Origin of the sequence: Candidatus Defluviibacterium haderslevense (assembly GCA_016712225.1) — a bacterium.
GTDB lineage: Bacteria > Bacteroidota > Bacteroidia > Chitinophagales > Saprospiraceae > Vicinibacter > Vicinibacter haderslevensis.
The window spans coordinates 741,910-763,489 of record JADJRL010000003.1 but is presented as its reverse complement, the minus strand read 5'-3'; the positions used below and the strand labels follow the sequence as shown (position 1 = coordinate 763,489).

The window sequence follows — 21,580 nt, the reverse complement described above, 5'->3', positions numbered from 1 at the left end:
AAAAAATCAAACAAATCTGCTTCCAAGCCAATGGAGCAGAAAATGAAAGTTGGATCTAACACCTCATCGGTGGTAGCCACTAAATTATCCACAGTAGAAGGAATCACAGAATATTCATTACCTAATGGTATGAACTTTTTACTGTTTCCCGATCAGTCTAAACAAACCATTACCGTGAACATTACCTACAAAGTAGGATCCAGACATGAAGGATATGGAGAGACTGGTATGGCTCATTTATTGGAACATATGGTCTTCAAAGGGACGCCTAAGCATCCAGATATCCCTAACGAATTATCTAGTCATGGTGCTAGACCCAACGGTACTACCTGGCTCGATAGAACCAATTATTTTGAAACATTTTCAGCCACTGAAGAAAACTTAAAATGGGCATTGGATTTAGAATCAGATCGGATGATCAATTCTTATATAGCCAAAAAAGACCTTGATAAAGAAATGAGCGTAGTGCGCAATGAATTTGAGATGGGAGAGAATGATCCCGGAAGCATACTTTCAGAACGGGTCATGTCCACCGCCTTTTTATGGCACAATTATGGAAAATCAACGATCGGAGCGCGATCAGATATTGAAAAAGTTCCTATTGAGCGTTTACAAGCATTCTATCACAAATATTATCAACCGGACAATGCTGTATTAATGGTCGCCGGTAAGTTTGATGAAAAAAAAGTAGTAGAATTAGTTACTTCCTATTTCGGAAAGATTCCAAGACCAACAAGACAATTAATTCCTACTTATACGGAAGAGCCTATTCAAGATGGAGAAAGAAATGTAGTTTTAAAGCGAGTTGGGGATGTACAAGTTGCTACTTGTCTGTATCACATTCCTGCTGGGTCACATCCTGATGCGGCAGCTGTTGATTTATTAACAGACATCATGACGATTGAACCGTCCGGAAGATTATATAAATCATTAATTGAAACAAAAAAAGCTTCCAGTCAATACGGTTGGTGTGCTTCAATGAACGAACCTGGTTTTGTAATTTTTTCAACTCAGGTTAGGAAAGAAAATAATTTAGAAGAGGCTAAGAATGTACTTTTAAATACCTTGGATGATATAAATAAAAATCCAGTAACTAAGGAAGAAGTAGAGCGTGCTAAAGCAAAACAACTCAAAGATTTTGATATGTTGTTTAACAATACAGAAGCTTTAGGTCGAATTATTAGTGAGTATATTGGAATGGGGGATTGGAGATTATTATTCATCTATCGAGATAATATTCGTAAAGCAACAGTTGAAGATGTTCAAAGAGTAGCATACAGTTATTTTAAACCATCCAACAGGACAACAGGCGTTTTTATTCCTGAGGAAAAACCTGATAGATCAGAAATTCCAAAACCATTAGATATTGCATCAATGGTAAAAGATTATAAAGGTGATGCGCCAAAAGCAGAAGGTGAAGAATTTGACCCAAGCCCAATGAACATAGAAAAAAGAACTCATCGGGGACAAGAAGCGAATTCATTCAAATGGTCATTCTTGCCAAAATTAACCAAAGGAAATGTAGTTAATGCTACTTTAACCTTTAGAATGGGCGACGAAAATAGTTTAAATGGAATGGCTACTGCAAGTTCATTTGCAGCATCTTTATTGAATCGCGGAACTAAAACGATGACACGTCAGCAAATTAAAGATGAATTAGATCAATTGAAAGCCAGAGTTTCTTTTAATGGAAGCGGTGGTACAGTTACGGCAAGTATTCAATCCACTAAGGAGAATTTACCTGCAGTCATCAAAATGGTTACTGATATGCTGAAAAATCCGATTTTTCCAGAAAAAGAATTTGAGGAGTTAAAAAACGAACAATTGGCTGGGATAGAAGAACAAAGATCTGATCCACAAGCTATGGTTGGAAATGCGTTTAGCAGACATCTTAATCCGTATCCAAAGAATGATATTCGTTACGTCATGACTCCGGATGAAGAAATAGCAGCAGTTAAGAATTTGAAATTGGATGAGGTTAAGAAATTTCACAGTGAATTCTATGGTGCGAATAATGCAACCGTTTCAGTAGTAGGAGATTTCAATGAAGTAGAAATTAAACATTTAGTTAAGTCTGAATTAGGACAATGGAAGAGTCAAAAACCTTATGCAAGAATTGAAGATAAATTCATTGATGTTCCGAAAACGGATCAAAATATTGAAGCACCAGATAAGGCTAATGCAATGTTTTTAGCAGGATGTAATTTGAAAATTAGAGATGATGATCCAGATTATGCTGCTATGGTAATGGGGAATTATATTCTGGGAGGTGGCTTTTTAAATAGTCGTCTTGCAACACGTATTCGTCAAAAAGAAGGATTAAGTTATGGTGTAGGATCGCAATTTAATGCTGACGCTTTAGATCAATCCGGAGGATTCACTGTATATGCTATTTATGCTCCTGAAAATAGAGATAAATTGGAAGCAGCATTTAAAGAAGAAATAGCGAGAATGCTCAAAGATGGTTTTACCGATAAAGAATTGGTTGATGCCAAAACAGGATTATTACAGTCGAGAAAAGTAACGCGTTCTCAGGATAACAATCTGGCCAATATGTTGGGAGGATTTAGTTATCTTAATAGAACGATGCAGTTTACTGAAGATTTTGAGAAAAAGTTAAATGCACTTACAGTCGATCAGGTGAATCAAGCAATGAGAAAGCACATTAGCTTAGATAAGATAAGTACATTTAAGGGTGGAGATTTTGCAAACAAATTGAAAAAGCCATAAAGCAATTATTGATTTAAAAAGTTTGAGCGGCAATGAGTATTACTCATTGCCGTTTTTTATTAATTTGTTTTTTTATAACTTTAATTTTTAGTTATCCAAACTCTAATTATAGTTGCATTGTTTTTACCTGGAATATTATTGTAATCCACATGAACTCTAAAATTATTAGCTAATGCATCTCTTAATAAATCGACCATACCTTGATGCACTAATTTATTATTATTGTCTCTGAGTTGGAAACCAAAAGCTCTGGTCGGTTGTGAATCCAATTGGAAAATAACTTCAGAGTCAATTTGATCATTAGGTGGACCATATTTAGTTCCGACATCATGAATTCTCAATAAACTTATTTTTCCACTTGTATTTAACAATTGAGCATTTGCATAATGCGAAGTAAATAAAAAGAAAAGGCATACAGTGATGCTTAATTTGATTAATTGTTTCATATGATTTATTTTAATTTTTACTTAATAATATTTTTATAGAAGTATAACTCTAAATATTTCTCCAGAATGAATACCCGTTTTAATATATTCTATTTTTACGGGTAAATCTTTTTTAAATGCAAATCGAAGTGTTTCTAAAAAATGTTTATGAGTTAGCCCATTAGTTCCTATTCGCATTTTGAATCCAAAATATTTATTGGGTTCAGAATTTAAAGTGATTACAACCTCCACATCTAAGGCGTCTGAAGATGGTCCATATCCAGTGCCAACATCATGAACTCTTAATAAATTAATTTTATCCTTAATATCCAAAACAGAACCTATTGGATAATCTGAATGAACTTCAAACGCACCCCTTCCGAAAGTGGCAATTCTCATGATACCAGTTTTAGGATTTATATCAATATCTCTTACATCTACAGCTTGTGGCATACCATTACTATATAGACTCCAAGTCCATGTGAGTCCTTCATCAAAAGATTTACCGCAATACAATCCTTCATTAGTTCCAATATAAATTCGATTTTTATGATTCAAATCTTTTGCGATGGTTTTAACCAATAAATTTTCTGGCAAATTACTTGTAATATCACTTGATGAAAAAGTTAACGGATTTTGATTAGTCCTTTTATATTGGAATACTCGATTCTGTCTTGATCCATTAAAAACTGCAAAAAATTGATTACTATTATCTATATCTATTTCAATGTCGTTGCATGGTTGATTGAAAGGATGAGTAAATACTTCTATCCAATTTAAACCTGATATTCCAATATAAATACTACCTCTAGTTGTTGAAGAAATATAATAGTCATTTTTGGGTTCAATGTTAATACAATTAGCATTGCCTATGGGTGGTGTAAAAATAATTGAAAATGGATTGCCTTTCCAAACCGAATGACAAGTAGCCAACATAATATTTGGATGTAATGGATGAATAATAAATTGATTCAGTGTTGTTCCAGGGGTTTCTCCAGCTTTAATATCGCAATCTGTTTGAAAGTTTGTAGATATTGTGCTCCAACCAGATCCACCATTTGATGAAGTATGCAATTGGTGCATGGATTGGCCAATTTCAAATAAATTGTTGGAATTATTAGGATCAACCTCAACGAATTCTGAATCCCCCCCAGTAAGATATTTCCATATTGTGTTTCCAGGATTGTATTTTGAAGTTCCATTATCTTGAGTCCCACCTATAAGTAAATTGGAGTTACTTACACCATCAGCAATTTCATAGAATTCTACATTGGAAATTCCTTCTCCAATAAATTGCCAACTACCTGTTTTACCATTTTCAGTTGAAGTATATATACCACCATCATTTCCAAGGAATATTTTATTTGGAGATATTGGATAGAATAAAAATGCATGTTGATCTGCATGCATTTCATTAAGTACCTGAAATGATTCACCTCCGTTATCAGATCTGTATAATTGTGTACCGCAAATGAATATTAATTTGGGATTTATTGGATTTGAATGGAGTCCACTCCATAATTTTTTATAATGTAATGCATTTCCTTCATCTGTTGGAGCAGTCCAAATTAATTTCCAAGCACGCTCTATTAAACCTATATCATTAAGACATGTTGATGTTTTTTGACTGTATAAAAAATAACCATCAGCAGTTTTAAAACTGGCAAAAAGCGTATTAGAAGAAAGCGAAATGTGAATAGTATTTTCAATATTTAGTACTGGTAATAGGCCATCCAGGCATCCCTTAAGAATTTGCCATGAAACACCTAAATTTGTACTAACATATATACCAGCCCTCATTGCTGTATTTCCGGATAATGAAGCATACAATATATTTGAATTGCTTGGATCCATAATTAGATCCGAAGGATTAACCCCTTGTAGTGAAATTTGCCAATTTTCTCCACCATCCAAAGATTTATAAATGCCACTTGGAATTGCACATTTGCCTACACCAAAAATAATATCTGGATTTGTTGGGTGGACAATTAAATGGGCACCTCCAAAACCATTAAAGCAGAAATTTCTATTGGAAATTAATGTCCAGTGTTCGCCAAAATCATTTGATCTATAAATACCCTTTGGTGTAGTTATGTAAACACGTGAAGGTGAAGATGGTGCAATTGCAATTGCTTGGATAGTTAAAGTAGAAAGTTGATCGGAGATAGGGGACCATGATATTCCACCATTTGTTGTTTTCCAAACGCCTGAACCTCGTGCACCGACATACATTACTTGTGGATTCTGAGGATGTACGGCAATACTTGTAATTCGACCAATATATTTTCTCCCACCTGATATTACGGTAGGGCCTAAAGGCTTCCATTGATCAATATTTATTTGATCTTGAGCTATAATATGATCAAAGGCCATAATCAAAGTAGAAAAAAAAAATGTCTTAACCATTCTCAGAACTATATTATTATTAAGTAGCTTTAAAATTTTCATTTTTCATTAATTTTAGAATATCAAAAGTAGGAGGTTTATGGTGTCCAGCTTATAGGAAAAATACCCTTTATTTTGAGGTATTTTTCCTAATCATTAATCTAGTGTAAAGGGTATGGAATAAATTTTATTTTATTTTCAATAATTTGAGAAATGTTTTAACGACACCATTAATTGTAAATCAAATTCAGTATTTGTAATTGTCAATTTTGCATTACCAATTGAATTTTTATCGTTTAAATACAAACACAAATTCAATCAAATGATTTAAATTATAGAGTATAATAGAAACAATTCACATTATACTTATAGAAATTTATTTTCTTAAATCTTGTCTGAATTTAATGATTTGGTTAAAGTCAAAATGTGGATCTTCACTGAATTGAATTTGTTTATGAATTTTGCCCAATTGTTTTGAATTGGGATTAATCTTGTAGGGTATTTTTTCAAAAAAGACTTCAAGATTATATTCTTTTACCAATCGTTTGTATTCTGAAAAAGAGAGAATTCCAAGTAACAAATCGTCTGACCAAAAATGTTTTTCAACGCGTATGAATTTTAGAAAAGCTTCTAGGTCTATATCGCCTTTATTGCTTTTGATCCAATATAAGGCTAATTGATTGAACGTCTCGTAATTTAATAGTTCCGAAATCTTTTCTACAGGAATTAGTTCCGTAAATAACTTTTGATCAATCAGAAATTTAGCAAAATCAAGAGCACTCAGTTCATCTTGATATTGTGATAGACAATCTATGAATTCTGTAATCCAGCCAAATTTTATGAGTTGATTATACACTTCAATTTTTCGGGTGCTCGTATTATACCAGGAAGGAGGAATAGTTCCTAATATTTTTTTAAATTCCAAAGGTTTTTTTGATTTTTTGATTGCCGGAACTTCAATGGTTTCTATTTTGGTTGTATGGAATTTTTGATCAAATTCAGATTTAAATTTTTGTGTTATTTCATGATCTGGAAATTGAAATACCAACCGTAATAAATGCAAACCAGAAGTAGTATTCAAACCATTTAAAGCATTCATAATTAACGGCTCATGTTCATGCTGAATATTTTTTAATATTATTGAACAAGATAGACCGAGTTCTTTTTCAGTCCATGATGTTATATTTTTAAAAAAATACAATATCGCTTCCCCGGTGTTTTGTTTAACATACATTTCAAAAGCGAACATTCTTTGGAGCGATGCCTTAAATGAACATGCATCATTCCAATAATCAGGATGCAACCAATGCCATTCTTTATTTTTATTGCAAATAAAATATCCGGTTTCTCCCAGAACGGGAACAATGTAAGCCGCCAATTGAGGATGATGATGACAACATTCAATGGCTTCAATCAGTAAGTTTACCGGTAGACTGGAGTCCCTACGCACGAGAATCGCACAATATTCATAGATGAGATCATACTGAAGATTATGAAAAATATGATGCAGTAAGCCAGCCCATTCTTTTACAATGTATCCTTTTGGGATGAATTCAGTAGTGGTGGTGCTAAGTTTTTTATAAGTTCCGGCTTTTCTGATCAAATTTAAATAAGCCAGCTGATGAGCTGATTGAATTGGCTCTGAACTTGGTAAATGAAGTTGATTTAATAACTTGGACCAATCATCAAATGGGTTATCAGCAGAATCTATAAGTTTAATCATTATTAACAAAATTAAGGCTTTTTCCTCATATTTTTATTTGGTATTAGCTGTGTTGCGGTCTATCTTTGCGGCGTTTTTGAAGATAAACTGAATAAAATTTTAATTATGGCAAATATCGGTCGCGTAAGTCAAATCATTGGTCCAGTAGTAGATGTTTCTTTTTCTGAAGAGGGTTCTGTCCTTCCTGAAATTTATAATGCATTATGTATCAAACGTCCGGGAAAGGATGATTTGATCCTTGAAGTTCAGCTTCATTTAGGTGAAGACAGTGTTCGGGCTATTGCAATGGATTCAACAGATGGTTTGACTCGTGGTGCAGAAGTTATAGACATGAATGAGACCATCGCAATGCCTGTGGGTGATGAGATTAAAGGTCGCTTATTCAATGTTGTGGGCCAGGCGATAGATGGTTTAGGTGAAGTGTCAAGAAAGAATACCTATTCGATTCATCAAAAACCACCAACGTATGAAGATTTATCAACTGAAACAGAGGTTTTGTACACTGGTATCAAGGTTATTGATCTAATTGAACCTTATTCTAAAGGGGGTAAGATTGGACTTTTCGGAGGAGCAGGTGTTGGTAAAACAGTATTAATTCAAGAGTTGATTAATAATATTGCTAAAGGTTATGGAGGTTTGTCAGTATTTGCCGGTGTAGGTGAGCGTACACGTGAAGGTAATGACTTACTTCGTGAGATGATTGAAGCAGGTATTATTAACTATGGAGATAAATTCAAACACAGTATGGAAGAAGGAGGATGGGATCTTTCTGCTGTTGATAAAAAAGGATTGGAAGATTCAAAAGCTACCTTTATTTTTGGTCAGATGAACGAACCTCCTGGTGCTCGTGCGCGAGTTGCATTATCTGGACTTACTGTTGCTGAATATTTTAGAGATGGAGATCTTAATGATCCTGCAGGAGGAAAAGACATTTTATTTTTTATCGACAATATCTTCCGTTTTACACAAGCCGGATCCGAGGTATCAGCGCTACTTGGAAGGATGCCATCAGCGGTAGGGTATCAACCAACATTAGCTACTGAAATGGGTCTAATGCAAGAGCGTATTACTTCAACTAAGCGAGGATCTATTACTTCGGTTCAGGCTGTATATGTACCTGCGGATGACCTTACCGATCCAGCACCGGCAACTACATTCGCTCACTTAGATGCTACCACAGTATTGAGCCGTAAAATTGCTTCATTGGGTATTTATCCAGCGGTGGATCCTTTGGATTCAACGTCCAGAATTTTGGATCCACTTATTATTGGAGAACATCACTATAATACTGCACAAAGAGTTAAAAATACATTACAGAGATATAACGAATTACTTGATATCATTGCGATATTAGGTATGGAAGAATTATCTGAAGAAGATAAATTAATCGTACACCGTGCGCGTAGGGTTCAAAGATTTTTATCACAACCTTTCCATGTTGCTGAACAATTTACCGGGATGAAAGGAGTACTTGTTCCGATTGAAGAAACCATTAGAGGCTTTAATATGATTATGGATGGGGAGGTAGATCAATATCCTGAAGCGGCATTCAACTTAGTTGGAACCATTGATGATGCTATTGAAAAAGGTAAGAAAATATTAGCAGAAGGTTCAAACTAATACCTATGAAAGTTACGATACTTACACCAGAGGCCCAGTTATATGAAGGACACGCCAAAGCCATTATATTGCCTGGTTTAGATGGTCAATTTGAAATATTGGATCGACATGCCCCTTTAATTTCTGCGCTGGATAACGGCACTGTTAACCTTACCGATGAAAAGGGTCAAAAACACTTATTTCCAATTGTGAATGGCTTTGTGGAGGTGCTGAGAAATGAAGTTAATATTCTAGTTCAAAAGAAATAAATCTACAGTTATTTCTAAACCTTTTTTATAGAACAGAAGAATCTGTGCCTTAATTTAGGCATAAAAAAAACCCAATTATTAAATATTATTTTAATAATTGCCAAATCTTGTTCTAGAAATTAAATCTTCAATACTCCTATAGAATTCCTATAAGTATTACACCGTCATGATTTCCTTTTCTTTCGACTCTACGATTTTATCTATTTTTGAAGAATACTCTGTAACCTTTGCTTGAATTTCAGTTTCTCTTCGCTTGGCGATATCTTCAGCAAGACCATTTTTTTGTTCTTTCTTGATGAATTCCAGTACTTTATGTCTACTGGATCTTACACTTACCTTGCCTTCCTCACCATATTGCTTTATATGTTTGACGAATTCCTTACGTCGTTCTTCGGTTAAAGGCGGTATCGTAATTCGAATCATTTCACCATCATTCTGAGGAGTTATTCCCAAATTGGATTCAAAAATGGCTTTTTCAATGTCGCCGATTACTTTTTTCTCGAAAGGCTGTATGGCAATGGTTCGTGAATCAGATAAACTGATATTGGCCACCTGATTAATTGGAACATTGGAGCCATAATAATTAACTAATATGCCGTCAACGATATTTGTGGATGCCTTGCCTGTTCTGACTTTTTGTAATTCCTTTTGTAAATGATCTATTGCTCGGTCAAATTCCGTTAAACTATGTTTTATAAATGCATCCAGTTCAGCTGACATATTAAATAATTTAGATATATGATTGAATTAATCTCTATTTCCAGTTGTGTAGCGCAAAATTAAGAAAATTAACATTACCAGAGAAGATAAAGCCGCAACAACATAAGTCATAGCTGCCCATTTTAAGGCATCTTTTGCGCCTTCATGTTCTGCACCCTGGGCTGATCCAGTACTATCCAACCACACCAATGCCCTCCTACTCGCATCAAATTCCACAGGAAGTGTGATCAAACTAAATATAGTGGTGATCATAAAAGCAATGATCGTAATAAGTAACAATGATGGAAATGTGTTTGCTAACATAAAGGCGAACATCAATAAGAACTGTTGGGCCATTGATGCTACTTTGACTACGGGTACGATTTTAGAACGCAATTGGAGCATAGCATATGCCGTGTTATGTTGGACCGCGTGACCGCATTCGTGCGAGGCTACAGCAGCTGAAGCTACAGATCTTCCATGATAGACATCTGGACTTAAATTAACCGTTTTATCTGCAGGATTATAATGGTCTGATAAAAATCCTTGAGATTCTAATACTTGTACGTCGTGAATCCCATAATACTTCAACATATTTTCTGCTATTTCTTTACCTGACGCATTAGAACGTAAGCCAACCTGACTATAATGTTGAAATTTAGACTTGAGTTTATTACTTATGATCCAACCTACTCCGGACATTGCTAAAGCCAAAATGTTGAATATCATATAATCCGCATTCATTATCATAATGTAAATTTTTGTGATTTAAAATTCAAGCTTATTAACAAGTAGATCTTGAAAAGATTTCAAAAAAAGATTATTTTTTTCTTAAAATTTAAAAATTTAAGAAATCATTTCTTTTCCAAAATAGGACTGAAGGGCTAAAGGTATCCTTATACCATCGGATGTTTGATGGTTTTCAAGAATGGACGCTACAATTCTGGCAAGGGCTAAAGCGCTACCATTTAAGGTATGAGCGTAACGCATTTCTCCTTTATCTGTTTTGAACCGCAGCTTCATTCTATTGCTTTGAAAAGTTTCAAAATTAGAAACCGAGCTTACTTCAAGCCAGCGCTGTTGTGCAGCAGAAAACACTTCGAAGTCATAAGTTATTGAAGATGCAAATCCCATATCTCCCCCACACAATCTAAGTATGCGATAGGGCAATTCCAATTTGATCAAAAGTCCTTCCACATGTGCGATCATGCCCTCAAGTGCTTTTTCTGATTGGTCAGGATGCTCTATTCTGACGATTTCAACTTTATCAAACTGATGCACCCGATTGAGTCCTTTAACATGAGCGCCATAGGAGCCTGCTTCTCTTCGAAAGCAAGGTGAATAACCAGTCATAGTGATCGGAAAATCCTGTTCTTTAAGGATCACATCTCTATAAATATTAGTCACTGGAACTTCAGCTGTCGGAATCATGTATAAGTCATCCTTCTCCATATAATACATTTGTGCTTCTTTGTCCGGAAGTTGACCTGTCGCTCTAGCACTTTCTGCATTTACCATATAGGGGGTCTGAACTTCTTCATAGCCAGCTTTAGTTGCTTCATCCAGAAAGAAATTAATCAATGCCCGCTGGAGTTTAGCACCTTGATTGCGATACAAAATAAACCCGGAGCCGGTTATTTTTACACCCAACTCCATATCAAAAAGATTGTATTTTTTAGCTAATTCCCAGTGCATCAGTGGATTAGGAGGTAAGTCAGGCATGGGTTTATCCCATGCTTTATATATAAAATTATCATCCGGAGTAAGTCCTTCCGGAACCAATTTATGAGGAACATTAGGGAGTTGGAGCAATTTGGACTCAATACTGGATTCTATTTCCTGAAGTTTTGATTCCATGGCTTTAGTTTCTTCTTTTAGAGAAGCCACTTCAGCCTTAAGGGATATGGTTTGGTTCTGAGCTCCAGATTTCATCAATGTACCAATTTCCCGGGAGACTTCATTTATTCTGGCAAGGCGTTGATCCAGTGTGGCTTGTGTTGTTTTTCTTAAATCGTCCAGAACGATAATTTCTGGTACTAGAGCCAGTTGGTCTTCTTTCAGATTTCGTTTCTTATAGCCTTCAAGAACGCGTTCTTGTTCATTTCTAATAATTCTTACTTCTACCATACCTGTATATTTAGGGCAATTTTACGAGAATATAATGATTTTTTTGTAAAAAACGAATATTTGGAAATATTTATTCTTATATTTGCATCGTCAGAGTAAATCCACTCTTACCGTTATCACTTCCATAGAATTTTACATTTATTTTAGATTGTTATCTTGATAATTATTAATAAAATTTCTATTGGAAGGTTTTGATAAAAACCTTTTTTCCATTTTAATTTTCATTTTTTTTTTTATAAAATACACATACAGTATCCTATGTACGACATTTTGCAACTTAATGATATGCTCGTTCCTGAGCTGAAAGAAATTGCTGAAAAATTATCTATAGCCAATGCCAAAAAACTGACCAAACAAGATCTTATTTACAAGATTTTGGATCAGCAGGCCCTACAAGTCTCTGCAAAATCTGAATCCCCTTCTACAGATCAGTCTTCAAGCCAGGTTGATACAACGCCGAGTTATGAAATCCTTGAGGATGAAAATAATTTGCGAAACAAACGTAAAAGGGTCATCAAGCCTGTAGAAGTACCTGCACCTGAAGCTATTGTTGAAGAACCAAAGCCTGAATTAGTCCAAGAAGCAAAACCACAGGAAGAAGTGCAGGAACAACCGATAGTTAGCCCAAGAGTAGGTAAAAGACCAACCGCTGAGGAAATTATTGAAAAAATATTTGGTGAAGATCCCAAAAAGGAAGATAAGAATAAGGCAAATAATGAAAATGGAAGTGTAGAAGAAGCCAATCAAAATAATGGACAACAAGATAAAGTCCCAGCTCATAAACCAAGAAAAGAACCTGTACATCAGAACAGACACCAAAATAAACATCCAAAAAACAATCCACAGGAGCGCAATGAATCAACTGAGTCCAATAATGAATCGGGATCTAGTGAATTTACTGCAGATACCATTCCGGCGCCACCCGTACAACCCGCAGAACCTGTATTTGTAGTTGAATTAGAAGGTGTTATCGAAGGGCAAGGGGTACTTGAAATGATGCCAGATGGATATGGATTTTTGAGAAGTTCAGATTATAATTACCTATCATCACCGGATGATATTTATGTTTCACCATCCCAAATCAAGCTTTTTGGAGTGAAGACGGGTGATACTATGGTAGGGGCAATACGTCCTCCAAAAGAAGGTGAGAAATATTTTGCATTATTAAAAGTATCCAGGATTAATGGTTTGGAACCTAAGTTGATCAGAGATCGGGTGCCATTCGATTACTTAACGCCCTTATTTCCAAACGAAAAATTCAAATTAACGACTTCGCCTACGGGAAAAGATTACGGAAACAGAATGATTGACCTGTTTACACCAATAGGTAAAGGACAACGTGGACTTATTGTAGCACAGCCCAAGACCGGTAAAACATTCTTATTAAAAGATATTGCCAATGCCATTTCAGCGAATCACCCAGAGTGTTATCTGATCATATTATTAGTGGATGAGCGTCCTGAAGAGGTAACAGACATGAAGCGAAGTGTTAATGCTGAGGTTATTTCTTCAACATTCGATGAACCGGCAGACAACCATACCCGTGTGGCCAATATTGTATTGGAAAAAGCGAAAAGATTGGTAGAGTGTGGGCATGATGTCGTTATACTTTTGGATTCCATCACACGTTTGGCCCGGGCATATAACACCGTAGCACCATCATCAGGTAAGGTATTATCGGGAGGGGTGGAAGCGAATGCGCTCCAAAAACCTAAAAAATTCTTTGGTGCTGCCCGTAAGATTGAGAATGGCGGTTCATTGACCATATTAGCTACAGCCTTGATCGATACTGGATCCAAGATGGATAGTGTGATCTTTGAGGAGTTCAAAGGTACAGGTAATATGGAGTTGCAATTGGATAGAGCATTGGCTAATAAGCGTATCTATCCTTCTATAGACCTGACTAAATCGAGTACTCGTCGGGAAGACTTGTTATTGGATGATGCCATTGTACAGAGAATGTTTGTTCTACGTAACCATCTGGCTGATATGAAGCCTGAAGAAGCAGTGGATTTCATCAAAAAGCACATGGTTGGAACGGTTAAGAACGAAGACTTCTTGATTTCGATGAATAGTTAGAAAAAAAATAGTTTGTAGTATAATAAATTTATTTACCTTTGCAATCCCTTAGACTAAGGGGTATTCAAAATATGATTTTAAGCCATGAAACGTACATTTCAGCCATCTAGAAGAAAAAGAGCCAATAAACATGGATTCAGAACCCGTATGAAGTCCAAAAATGGCCGTAGAATCCTTGCTCGACGTAGATCTAGAGGTCGTCTTAAGCTTACCGTATCTGACGAAAGCAAGGCAAAATAATTGAATAAATGGCCGATGTGAGCCATCGTCACAAATTTCCTGCTACTTTAAGACTTAAATCTAAAAAGCAAATAGCTAGCTTATTTACCAATAAGACAAGCGTTTTCAATCATCCACTTTTATTAAAATACAACATTGAACCTACTGAAGGCCTGCCTCAGGTAGCTTTTTCCGTATCCAAAAAATTATTTAAATCAGCGGTCATACGCAATCATATCAAGCGTAAAATGCTTGAATCCTACCGTCTGGAATGGCGCGATCATTTAATTGATATCGGTCCCCAGAAACTTGTAGTGATGTGGATATATATTGGTAAGACCGATCTGGATTATTGTGAGATTCGTTCAGGTATGGTAAAAGCGATGAAGGAATTAAATCGAAGAGTTCTTGACTTTGAACCTAAAAAACTATAACTCAAAAAATGGTATTTGGTGAATTGGATCATATTTTAAATACTCAAATAAAATATGATTAACCGAATACCCTAAGAGGTAAAACTTGTAACTAAAATTTAAATCTTCGGTATTCTAAAATTGGGATTTTGGTGATGGGATTACAAGTAGAGATACCAATCCTTCGCATACCTATTCTAAGAATGGCGTTTATGAATTATGTCTCATCGTTAAGAATAAGAATGGGGTTGATACATTATACAGGACATTGTATATTGGTGTGGTCAGTAATTATGATCAAAATGAAAATATTGATTTTCAATTGTTTCCAAATCCTTCTACTGTATTTTTGATCATCAATGTGAACGATTACCTTCCTTCGAAAATGTTAATAACATTGTATGACTTGCAAAGCAAAGAAGTGCTCCAAAAAAGATTATATCAAGGAAGTAATATGATTGATTTAGAGGAGGTGAACACAAGAGTTTATGTAGTGGAGATTAGGGAGCGCGGGATAATGGTGAAGAGTGAGAAGTTGGTGAAAATGTAGATGTCTGAATAGGGATTTATGGGATGTTTGTGATTTTTGAGCTCAATATTTTTGGTTTTCATGATCAAATTTAGTTTTTAAAATTAAACAATTCTGTAGAAAGTAAATGCAAAAATTGGAAATTATCCCAAGAATCAATTGAATCTTATAAATCCCATCAGTCAGCTGACTGACAGGGCTCAGACCATTTTTTAATTCGTAAATTCTCGCATTCCCGACCTTGAATCGCTTCCTTGTTAAACTACTTAAAGGGCTAGTGTAATATATCCATCTAGTCTATCACGTAGAGTACACTAAACAAGTTAGAATCGTTCGGTCATCATGAAAAGGGAAGGGAGTAATTCAGTACAAAAATTACATCTTTTCAACACATGATAGTAGAATAATGGTTATGCATATTATAAATTTATTAAAGGATGAGAATAATTTTATTTTAACGTTAGTGGGTCCTCCCTTTTCAAGCTTGTCCAACTCAAAATGGTGGAGGAGGATATAGGTGGGTTATATTTTTGTGATTTAATCGTTCATTCAAATTGGAAAGGAAAGAGAAAAACTCAATGATTTGGATGAAGAAGAGAACCCATCCCCGACCCTTCCCTTGGAAAGGGAAGGGAGTGCCTCAGTGCAATAATTATATTTTCCTTACTAATATTTTTAATTAATATCTGCATCAATTTACAATTAAATGAATGATGTAAACAATAATGATAAACGGGAACAAGTCATCCTTTTCATTCATGCGGAGCTAGAAGGGATGGAAAGGGATATAAATGGATCGAACAATTTTTTATGTGGATTGGAATCACCCTAAATTTTATTTAATGGCTCTTAAATATGTTGCTTGTCTCTTTTTTTTGTTGGCTAAAGCCAAGTTACCAAAGCGAGAACTCTCAAAACTGCAATTGGTTATACACACTAATTTATTTGGATTTTAAGTAAGTATGAATTTTTATGTATCTTTAATTCTCAACTCATAGTTTATGCTTAAGTACAGGATCTTAGTAATAGCTTTTTTATTGAGTCATTATTCTTTATCTGCGCAATTACCCAATGGAAGTACCGCGCCGGATTTTACAGTAAATGATATAAATGGGAATGGGTTCAGCTTATACAGTGCAATGGCGGGTGGTAAGTCAGCTTGTGTTGAATTTTTTAAAACCTCATGTACTTTTTGTTGGCATTTTCATAACAGTGGTGTGCTTCATGATGTACAAAGCAATCTAGGGTATACTACAGCTGTAGTCATGCTAGAAGCTGATTTGAATACAAATGTCGAATGTTTTTATGGACCTAATAATTGCAATGATTACACTTTTGGAAATTGGGTGGCTGGAGCCAACTATCAACAAGTTAATTTAGAACCCGGCAATGGCGAACAAATTCCAGGGGAATATAACTTTGCTTATTATCCTACGCTTTATGTTATTTCTCCTGATTACAGAACGTGGCTCATTGATGCACGTACGTATCAAAACTATTACAATTGGATCATCCATAGCTTCTCTTTAGATGCGACAAGTACCGTATCCCATTCAGATTGTGGAGATAATGGAAAAATCATAATGAATGTTACTGGCGGGTACAGTTTATTAAAATATAAATGGAGCAATGGGGCAAAAACAAAAGATATATCAAATATTCCCGGTGGAACTTATTCCGTAACGGTAACAGACGCCAATGGTTATTTTAAGTCCTTTGGTCCTTGGGTGGTCAATGGACCAGTAAAACGAACAACAATTATCAATCAAAATGTAACGAACAACAAATGTTATGGCGAACAGCAAGGAAAAATAGCTATAAACCTTGATTATGGTACTCCGCCCTATTCATACAATTGGAGTAATTTTGAAAAAACGAATCCATTGCTTAATCTAACAGCAGGGGATTATAAAGTGACGATTACGGATGCAAATAATTGCAATATAATTCAAACATATGTTATCACTGAGCCCAATCCAATAACAGCCACTTTAGTAAAAAAAGATGAGACCTGTGATGAACAGAATGGAAGTATAAGCATTCAAGCGAAAGGTGGTGTGCAACCCTATGAATATGTATTGGGAACAAAAAGACAAACCACTGATCAATTTATAAATTTGATTGGTGGAACTTATGATGTAAGCATCATTGATAAAAATTTATGTGAGAAAAAACAAAACATTACATTAAGTGCGACCCATAGTCCAACAATAAATTTGAATACCAGAGATCGTATAAATTGTGTAAAAGATACTGCTTTTTTAAATGCTTCCAATGGATCATCAAAAGGATCTGAATTCAGTTATCATTGGTCTACAAAAAATGGAATAATAATCGGAAAAATAAATTCATTGGAAGTGCAAGCAGTGCGTGGTGGAACTTATTATTTTAAAATCAGCAATACGGTGAATCATTGTGAAAGCAATGATAGTGTTATCGTTGACGATATCCGTTATTTTCCAAATATCAATGGGTCTGGTGATGGTTACCTCGATTGTAAACATATTGTAAAGACATTAATTGGAAATACGAGTGATACAGGTGTGCAATATTATTGGACAAAATTGGATGATCCATTTCTGGATACATCCAGAATGATTCAAGTATCAGAAGCAGGAAAGTATGTTTTTAATGTGAAGGATACTTTCTCGCAGTGTATTTCGAAGGACACTGTAGATATTGTAGCGTATTCGGAATTGTTTTTAGCAGGACATCACATTGTCAACAATAATTCAAGTACACCTTCAGGAAGTATAGACATAGACATACAAGGAGGACGTTCGCCTTATCGTTTCGAATGGAGCCATGGAGCTACAAGTCAACAAGTCAAAGATCTTAAAGCAGGAATTTATTTTGTAAAAGTTATAGATGCCAATGATTGTGAAAATACCTTCGGACCCTTTGAAGTAGGAGCACTTACCGTTACGAATTCAACAGAAAAAATAGAACCATTTATATTGATACCGAATCCAGCTTCAAATGAAATTGAAATAACTAACAAGACTTCAGTTTCAGGAAATTACTCTGGCTATTTTTATTCTATTGAACAAAAATTAATTAAGGAAATTATTATTAATTCTACAAGTAGAAATAAAGTCGATCTCACAAGTATTCCGAATGGTATATATATAATTAGAATACTTAAAGATGGCGCTACTGTTCAAATACAAAAATTGATCATTCATAAATAGTTTAAGAAATACCTTCAGTTAGACTATTCGATGTTAAAGGGTGTGTTTCTGTAAAACACACCTGTGGATGTTTGAAAATCAACAAATCTTTTGTAAAAATGAACCATTCCTTGATTGATTTTAATTTTTATTTAATAAATTTTATGACCTGATTGTATTGATCCTGTACAATACTTAAGTAGTAAGTTCCTGAAGCTAATGTTTGAACTTGAATTGAAAATTCTGAATGATTTAGTGGTTCATGTTTTTGTTCAAAAATGGTTTTGCCTAGAGCATCGATAATGCCAATATGGAAAGGTTTATGTTCGAAGTTAAGGCATGACAATCTTAAATTGTTTTGAACTGGATTTTGTTGGATGAAGCAATGACATTGATGATTTACTTGGTCTGTATGGACAGGTTTTTGGTAGAGTACAACATGGTGTGCAGATAATGGTCGAACCTGTATATTGAGTTCGTTTTGTTTCATATTTCCTTTTGGTCCTGCTACTAAATCTTTTTGTCCGTTCCAGAACCCAAAGGACTCATATCTATCATAATCGATACTTCCATCAAGATTTAAATTGATGTCTAGAGAATCATCTTGATTTTTATTCAATATGATAAGGTGGATATTTTTTAATTCGTCTTGTGCTGCATATAAACTGCTATTTTTATAATCGGTATAATGTACTTTAAGACCCTTGTTAGGAAATTTTAATCCTTTGCCATTTGCATCAAGATACAAGTCATAAGCAGATACTAGGTAATCAGAAATGTCATACCATTTAGAAGCGAAAAACACTTTTTCTTTTCCAAAAATTCCTAAAGCATCCGCTTGTGCAATGCCTCCTGATATATGATTGGCACCACCGTAACTATATTCCGTAACTGCTAATTTAGTATCGGGAAAATAAGTATCGATGGATTTATGAATGGATCTTAATATTTCTACACCGCCAAAATATTGTCCAATCCATGTTGGTTCTTTGTAGCTACTATCCCAAAGTGTTCGAGGCAATTGCATTCTGATAAATGATTGTGACTTGCTTGTATCAGTTGCCATTCCAGGGACATCAGGATACCAATGGGTATCGAAAACATCGAGTAATCTTCTGCCGGCGGATTTACTTGCCGTATTCATTTTATCCAAATAAACATCAGTGAACCGTGGGTATGAATTTTTAAATTGATCCCAATCCGGTGCATCTAATAAATTTAATAAAGCCGGAAATCCGAAAACTGCAGGTCCAAATATTAATGCATCAGGATCAACTTGTTTCACTGCGTCGCTGGTGCGAATTGATTTATCTATTAATTCTTGAATGCGCGTAGGCGTTGGATGAATTCTAGGATGTGTGCTGGTCCATAATGAAGGCTCATTATCCAATGAATACGCTTTAATTCCTTTAGTTGATAAACTGTTCCCAAATTTTTGAACCAGAAAATGAACAGATTCATCAACATATATTTTTCCATCTGTTGTATTTGGATTTAAAGAAAATCCTGATGGTTTTTTTTCGATGACCTGATCCCATCTCTCGGAAGGTGCTGTTTCAGTTATCGAAACATTTCCATTTTTATCATGTGATACAAAACCAGCCATTGGAAGTGTGATTAATGACATCACAGATCGATCTATAGCTTGTTGGTGGAAATGGGAAAGAACGGCACCAACTTTATTATAGTCAGCCGTAGGTAATCCAACAGCATAAGGCATGAAGTCATCACTTGAATGAAAATAATCCTGGCCGGCATTACTTGCATTATTTTCCCAATTGTAACCTGTCATTCTGTTCCCTCCTAAACGAAGTGCAGTACTTTTTTTATAATCAGTGGTGTTAGCGCCATAAATAAAGGGACTTATTGTAAAGGAATCTGTTAGATTGATATTGGCTGTTACAGGTATTTTTTTTGGGACATGAATAACAGTTATACTTCGTTTATTTGAAGTTGTTGCTTTAAATTCATTATCGATTGCAATTGCATACACTTCATAGGTTCCTTCTTCCCAAGGTGAAGCAGACCATGTGTAAGGACTTGATAAATCACTGCCCAATAATTCGTTGTATCGATAGAACAATACCTCCTGAATACTGCCGTCAGAATCTGATGCAGTTGCTTCGAAGTTAATCATTTGATCATCTGTAAATTGAGCTCCTAGAGATGGATTAATTAACTTAACTATTGGAGCTTTATTATTGGGATTTGATGGTATCAGTTCAATAGCATCTATTCGAAGTGTGCCTGTTCCTGTTTCTACATTTCCAATACCAATTTGAATGACAGAAATTTGGCTTAGGTCAATGTTGCTGCTTCCTTTCAAATTTTGGATAGGAATGGTTTGATATTCATAAGATTGATTTTTTTTGCCAAGAGCAAATGGATTGGTCGAATTATTTTTTTTATCTACTAATACGATATAGACTTCTTGATCATCAGCTAATCCTTGGTAAGCAATTCCTAAATGTGTATAGGGTAAAAAATTCAGAGGTGTACCATTACCCCAGTCATCTAAATTAAGTCCAAAGCCCGCCCAAAAATTATTGACTTTGTAATCAAACAAATAATGTTCATTTCCTTCAAAAGCCCCAGTACCCAATACTTCTGTAAGCGTACCCTGATCATTCCATGTACCTGTAATTTGTGAAGTTCCATTTTTGTATATGGGATTATTCTGAGCTTGGATTTCAAGAGTAGTAAATATTGTGATCAAAATGGTAATGAATCTTATATACATATTTTAGTATTTAGATCTATAAAAATAAATCAACTGGTTTTTAAAAAATAGGATTCGGTTATTTATTTTATTAAAAGTAAAGATATGCATTAATACTGTCCTGTAGATAACATAACCAGAGTGCATGCTTCAATGGTTTCTATACCATGGGCATTGGCTATTGTTTCAAAAGTTTCATTTTCAGTGCCGGGATTAAAAATGATTCTACGTGGATGCAAGGACAAAATATAATCATACCATTTCTCTTGAAGTGTTGGATTGATATACAAGGTTACGGTATCTACATCCTTAAAATAATCTGGTTGGGTTATTATTTCAAGGCCGTCTACTATGCCTTTTTTTATCCCAACAGGGATGACATTATGGTGGTAGGAAAGCAACATATGGATTGCTTTATTGGAATAGCGATCTGGATTCTCACTTGCACCTAAGACAAGGGTAATTTTATTCATAATGATCTAAGACAAAAATAA

At 34.9% G+C, this 21,580-nt stretch carries 16 protein-coding genes and 1 pseudogene; 9 read left to right on the top strand and 8 right to left on the bottom strand.

Annotated features, from left to right (window positions below; genetic code table 11):
- Positions 1–30: 30 nt before the first annotated feature.
- Positions 31–2,730, top strand: a complete 2,700-nt coding sequence (locus IPK88_03210; GenBank protein MBK8242410.1) for an insulinase family protein — start codon at positions 31–33, stop codon at positions 2,728–2,730.
- An 80-nt stretch (positions 2,731–2,810) separates the two neighbouring features.
- Here the strand turns inward: IPK88_03210 and IPK88_03205 are convergent, their stop codons facing one another.
- The 3 genes from IPK88_03205 to IPK88_03195 form a co-directional block, all read right to left on the bottom strand.
- Positions 2,811–3,176 (bottom strand): hypothetical protein, encoded by a 366-nt coding sequence (locus IPK88_03205; protein ID MBK8242409.1) that lies wholly within the window; start codon positions 3,174–3,176, stop codon positions 2,811–2,813.
- Between the two features lie 33 nt (positions 3,177–3,209).
- Complete coding sequence (locus IPK88_03200) at positions 3,210–5,603, bottom strand: hypothetical protein (protein MBK8242408.1); 2,394 nt, start codon at positions 5,601–5,603, stop codon at positions 3,210–3,212.
- A gap of 313 nt (positions 5,604–5,916) precedes the next feature.
- On the bottom strand, positions 5,917–7,263 hold the full coding sequence (locus IPK88_03195) for a hypothetical protein (GenBank protein ID MBK8242407.1): 1,347 nt from the start codon (positions 7,261–7,263) through the stop codon (positions 5,917–5,919).
- A gap of 105 nt (positions 7,264–7,368) precedes the next feature.
- Here IPK88_03195 and IPK88_03190 point away from each other — a divergent pair, with 105 nt between their 5' ends.
- A complete protein-coding gene (locus IPK88_03190) occupies positions 7,369–8,883 on the top strand; it encodes a F0F1 ATP synthase subunit beta (GenBank protein MBK8242406.1) in 1,515 nt (504 codons plus the stop codon).
- Positions 8,884–8,888: 5 nt separating this feature from the next.
- Positions 8,889–9,131 carry an ATP synthase F1 subunit epsilon gene (gene atpC, locus IPK88_03185; protein ID MBK8242405.1) on the top strand — a complete coding sequence of 81 codons (243 nt, stop codon included), beginning with the start codon at positions 8,889–8,891 and terminating at the stop codon, positions 9,129–9,131.
- Positions 9,132–9,287: 156 nt separating this feature from the next.
- Here atpC and frr read toward each other — a convergent pair whose 3' ends face one another.
- The 3 genes from frr to serS all read right to left on the bottom strand — a co-directional run bounded on the left by frr (position 9,288) and on the right by serS (position 11,957).
- Complete coding sequence (gene frr, locus IPK88_03180; protein MBK8242404.1) at positions 9,288–9,851, bottom strand: ribosome recycling factor; 564 nt, start codon at positions 9,849–9,851, stop codon at positions 9,288–9,290.
- Positions 9,852–9,878: 27 nt separating this feature from the next.
- Positions 9,879–10,559 carry a zinc metallopeptidase gene (locus tag IPK88_03175; GenBank protein ID MBK8242403.1) on the bottom strand — a complete coding sequence of 227 codons (681 nt, stop codon included), beginning with the start codon at positions 10,557–10,559 and terminating at the stop codon, positions 9,879–9,881.
- A gap of 117 nt (positions 10,560–10,676) precedes the next feature.
- Positions 10,677–11,957, bottom strand: coding sequence for a serine--tRNA ligase (gene serS / locus IPK88_03170; GenBank protein ID MBK8242402.1), 1,281 nt, complete (start codon positions 11,955–11,957; stop codon positions 10,677–10,679).
- Between the two features lie 258 nt (positions 11,958–12,215).
- Between serS and rho the strand changes: the two genes are divergently transcribed.
- From rho to IPK88_03140, 6 genes and pseudogenes are all read left to right on the top strand, one after another.
- Complete coding sequence (gene rho, locus IPK88_03165) at positions 12,216–14,036, top strand: transcription termination factor Rho (protein ID MBK8242401.1); 1,821 nt, start codon at positions 12,216–12,218, stop codon at positions 14,034–14,036.
- An 84-nt stretch (positions 14,037–14,120) separates the two neighbouring features.
- The gene (gene rpmH / locus IPK88_03160; protein MBK8242400.1) at positions 14,121–14,276 is read left to right on the top strand and encodes a 50S ribosomal protein L34; all 156 of its coding nucleotides are present in this window, start codon (positions 14,121–14,123) and stop codon (positions 14,274–14,276) included.
- A gap of 17 nt (positions 14,277–14,293) precedes the next feature.
- Positions 14,294–14,689, top strand: coding sequence for a ribonuclease P protein component (gene rnpA / locus IPK88_03155; protein MBK8242399.1), 396 nt, complete (start codon positions 14,294–14,296; stop codon positions 14,687–14,689).
- 139 nt (positions 14,690–14,828) lie between these two features.
- Positions 14,829–14,915, top strand: a pseudogene (locus IPK88_03150) (PKD domain-containing protein).
- A 21-nt stretch (positions 14,916–14,936) separates the two neighbouring features.
- On the top strand, positions 14,937–15,218 hold the full coding sequence (locus tag IPK88_03145; protein MBK8242398.1) for a T9SS type A sorting domain-containing protein: 282 nt from the start codon (positions 14,937–14,939) through the stop codon (positions 15,216–15,218).
- 980 nt (positions 15,219–16,198) lie between these two features.
- Positions 16,199–18,388: a T9SS type A sorting domain-containing protein gene (locus IPK88_03140; GenBank protein ID MBK8242397.1), complete on the top strand. Its 2,190-nt coding sequence runs from the start codon at positions 16,199–16,201 to the stop codon at positions 18,386–18,388.
- A gap of 127 nt (positions 18,389–18,515) precedes the next feature.
- On the opposite strand, the gene IPK88_03135 is transcribed toward IPK88_03140, so the two are convergent.
- Together IPK88_03135 and IPK88_03130 are read right to left on the bottom strand one after the other, a co-directional pair.
- The gene (locus IPK88_03135) at positions 18,516–21,107 is read right to left on the bottom strand and encodes a T9SS type A sorting domain-containing protein (GenBank protein MBK8242396.1); all 2,592 of its coding nucleotides are present in this window, start codon (positions 21,105–21,107) and stop codon (positions 18,516–18,518) included.
- An 89-nt stretch (positions 21,108–21,196) separates the two neighbouring features.
- Positions 21,197–21,559: a CoA-binding protein gene (locus IPK88_03130; protein MBK8242395.1), complete on the bottom strand. Its 363-nt coding sequence runs from the start codon at positions 21,557–21,559 to the stop codon at positions 21,197–21,199.
- Positions 21,560–21,580 lie beyond the last annotated feature (21 nt).

Coding starts and splice junctions, on each gene's coding strand:
- IPK88_03210 (MBK8242410.1), top strand. CDS start 31: ATGGAGCAGAAAATGAAAGTTGGATCTAACACCTCATCGGTGGTAGCC.
- rho (MBK8242401.1), top strand. CDS start 12,216: ATGTACGACATTTTGCAACTTAATGATATGCTCGTTCCTGAGCTGAAA.
- IPK88_03175 (MBK8242403.1), bottom strand. CDS start 10,559: ATGATATTCAACATTTTGGCTTTAGCAATGTCCGGAGTAGGTTGGATC.
- IPK88_03130 (MBK8242395.1), bottom strand. CDS start 21,559: ATGAATAAAATTACCCTTGTCTTAGGTGCAAGTGAGAATCCAGATCGC.
- atpC (MBK8242405.1), top strand. CDS start 8,889: ATGAAAGTTACGATACTTACACCAGAGGCCCAGTTATATGAAGGACAC.
- IPK88_03205 (MBK8242409.1), bottom strand. CDS start 3,176: ATGAAACAATTAATCAAATTAAGCATCACTGTATGCCTTTTCTTTTTA.
- frr (MBK8242404.1), bottom strand. CDS start 9,851: ATGTCAGCTGAACTGGATGCATTTATAAAACATAGTTTAACGGAATTT.
- IPK88_03190 (MBK8242406.1), top strand. CDS start 7,369: ATGGCAAATATCGGTCGCGTAAGTCAAATCATTGGTCCAGTAGTAGAT.
- IPK88_03195 (MBK8242407.1), bottom strand. CDS start 7,263: ATGATTAAACTTATAGATTCTGCTGATAACCCATTTGATGATTGGTCC.
- serS (MBK8242402.1), bottom strand. CDS start 11,957: ATGGTAGAAGTAAGAATTATTAGAAATGAACAAGAACGCGTTCTTGAA.
- rpmH (MBK8242400.1), top strand. CDS start 14,121: ATGAAACGTACATTTCAGCCATCTAGAAGAAAAAGAGCCAATAAACAT.
- IPK88_03140 (MBK8242397.1), top strand. CDS start 16,199: ATGCTTAAGTACAGGATCTTAGTAATAGCTTTTTTATTGAGTCATTAT.
- IPK88_03135 (MBK8242396.1), bottom strand. CDS start 21,107: ATGTATATAAGATTCATTACCATTTTGATCACAATATTTACTACTCTT.
- IPK88_03200 (MBK8242408.1), bottom strand. CDS start 5,603: ATGAAAATTTTAAAGCTACTTAATAATAATATAGTTCTGAGAATGGTT.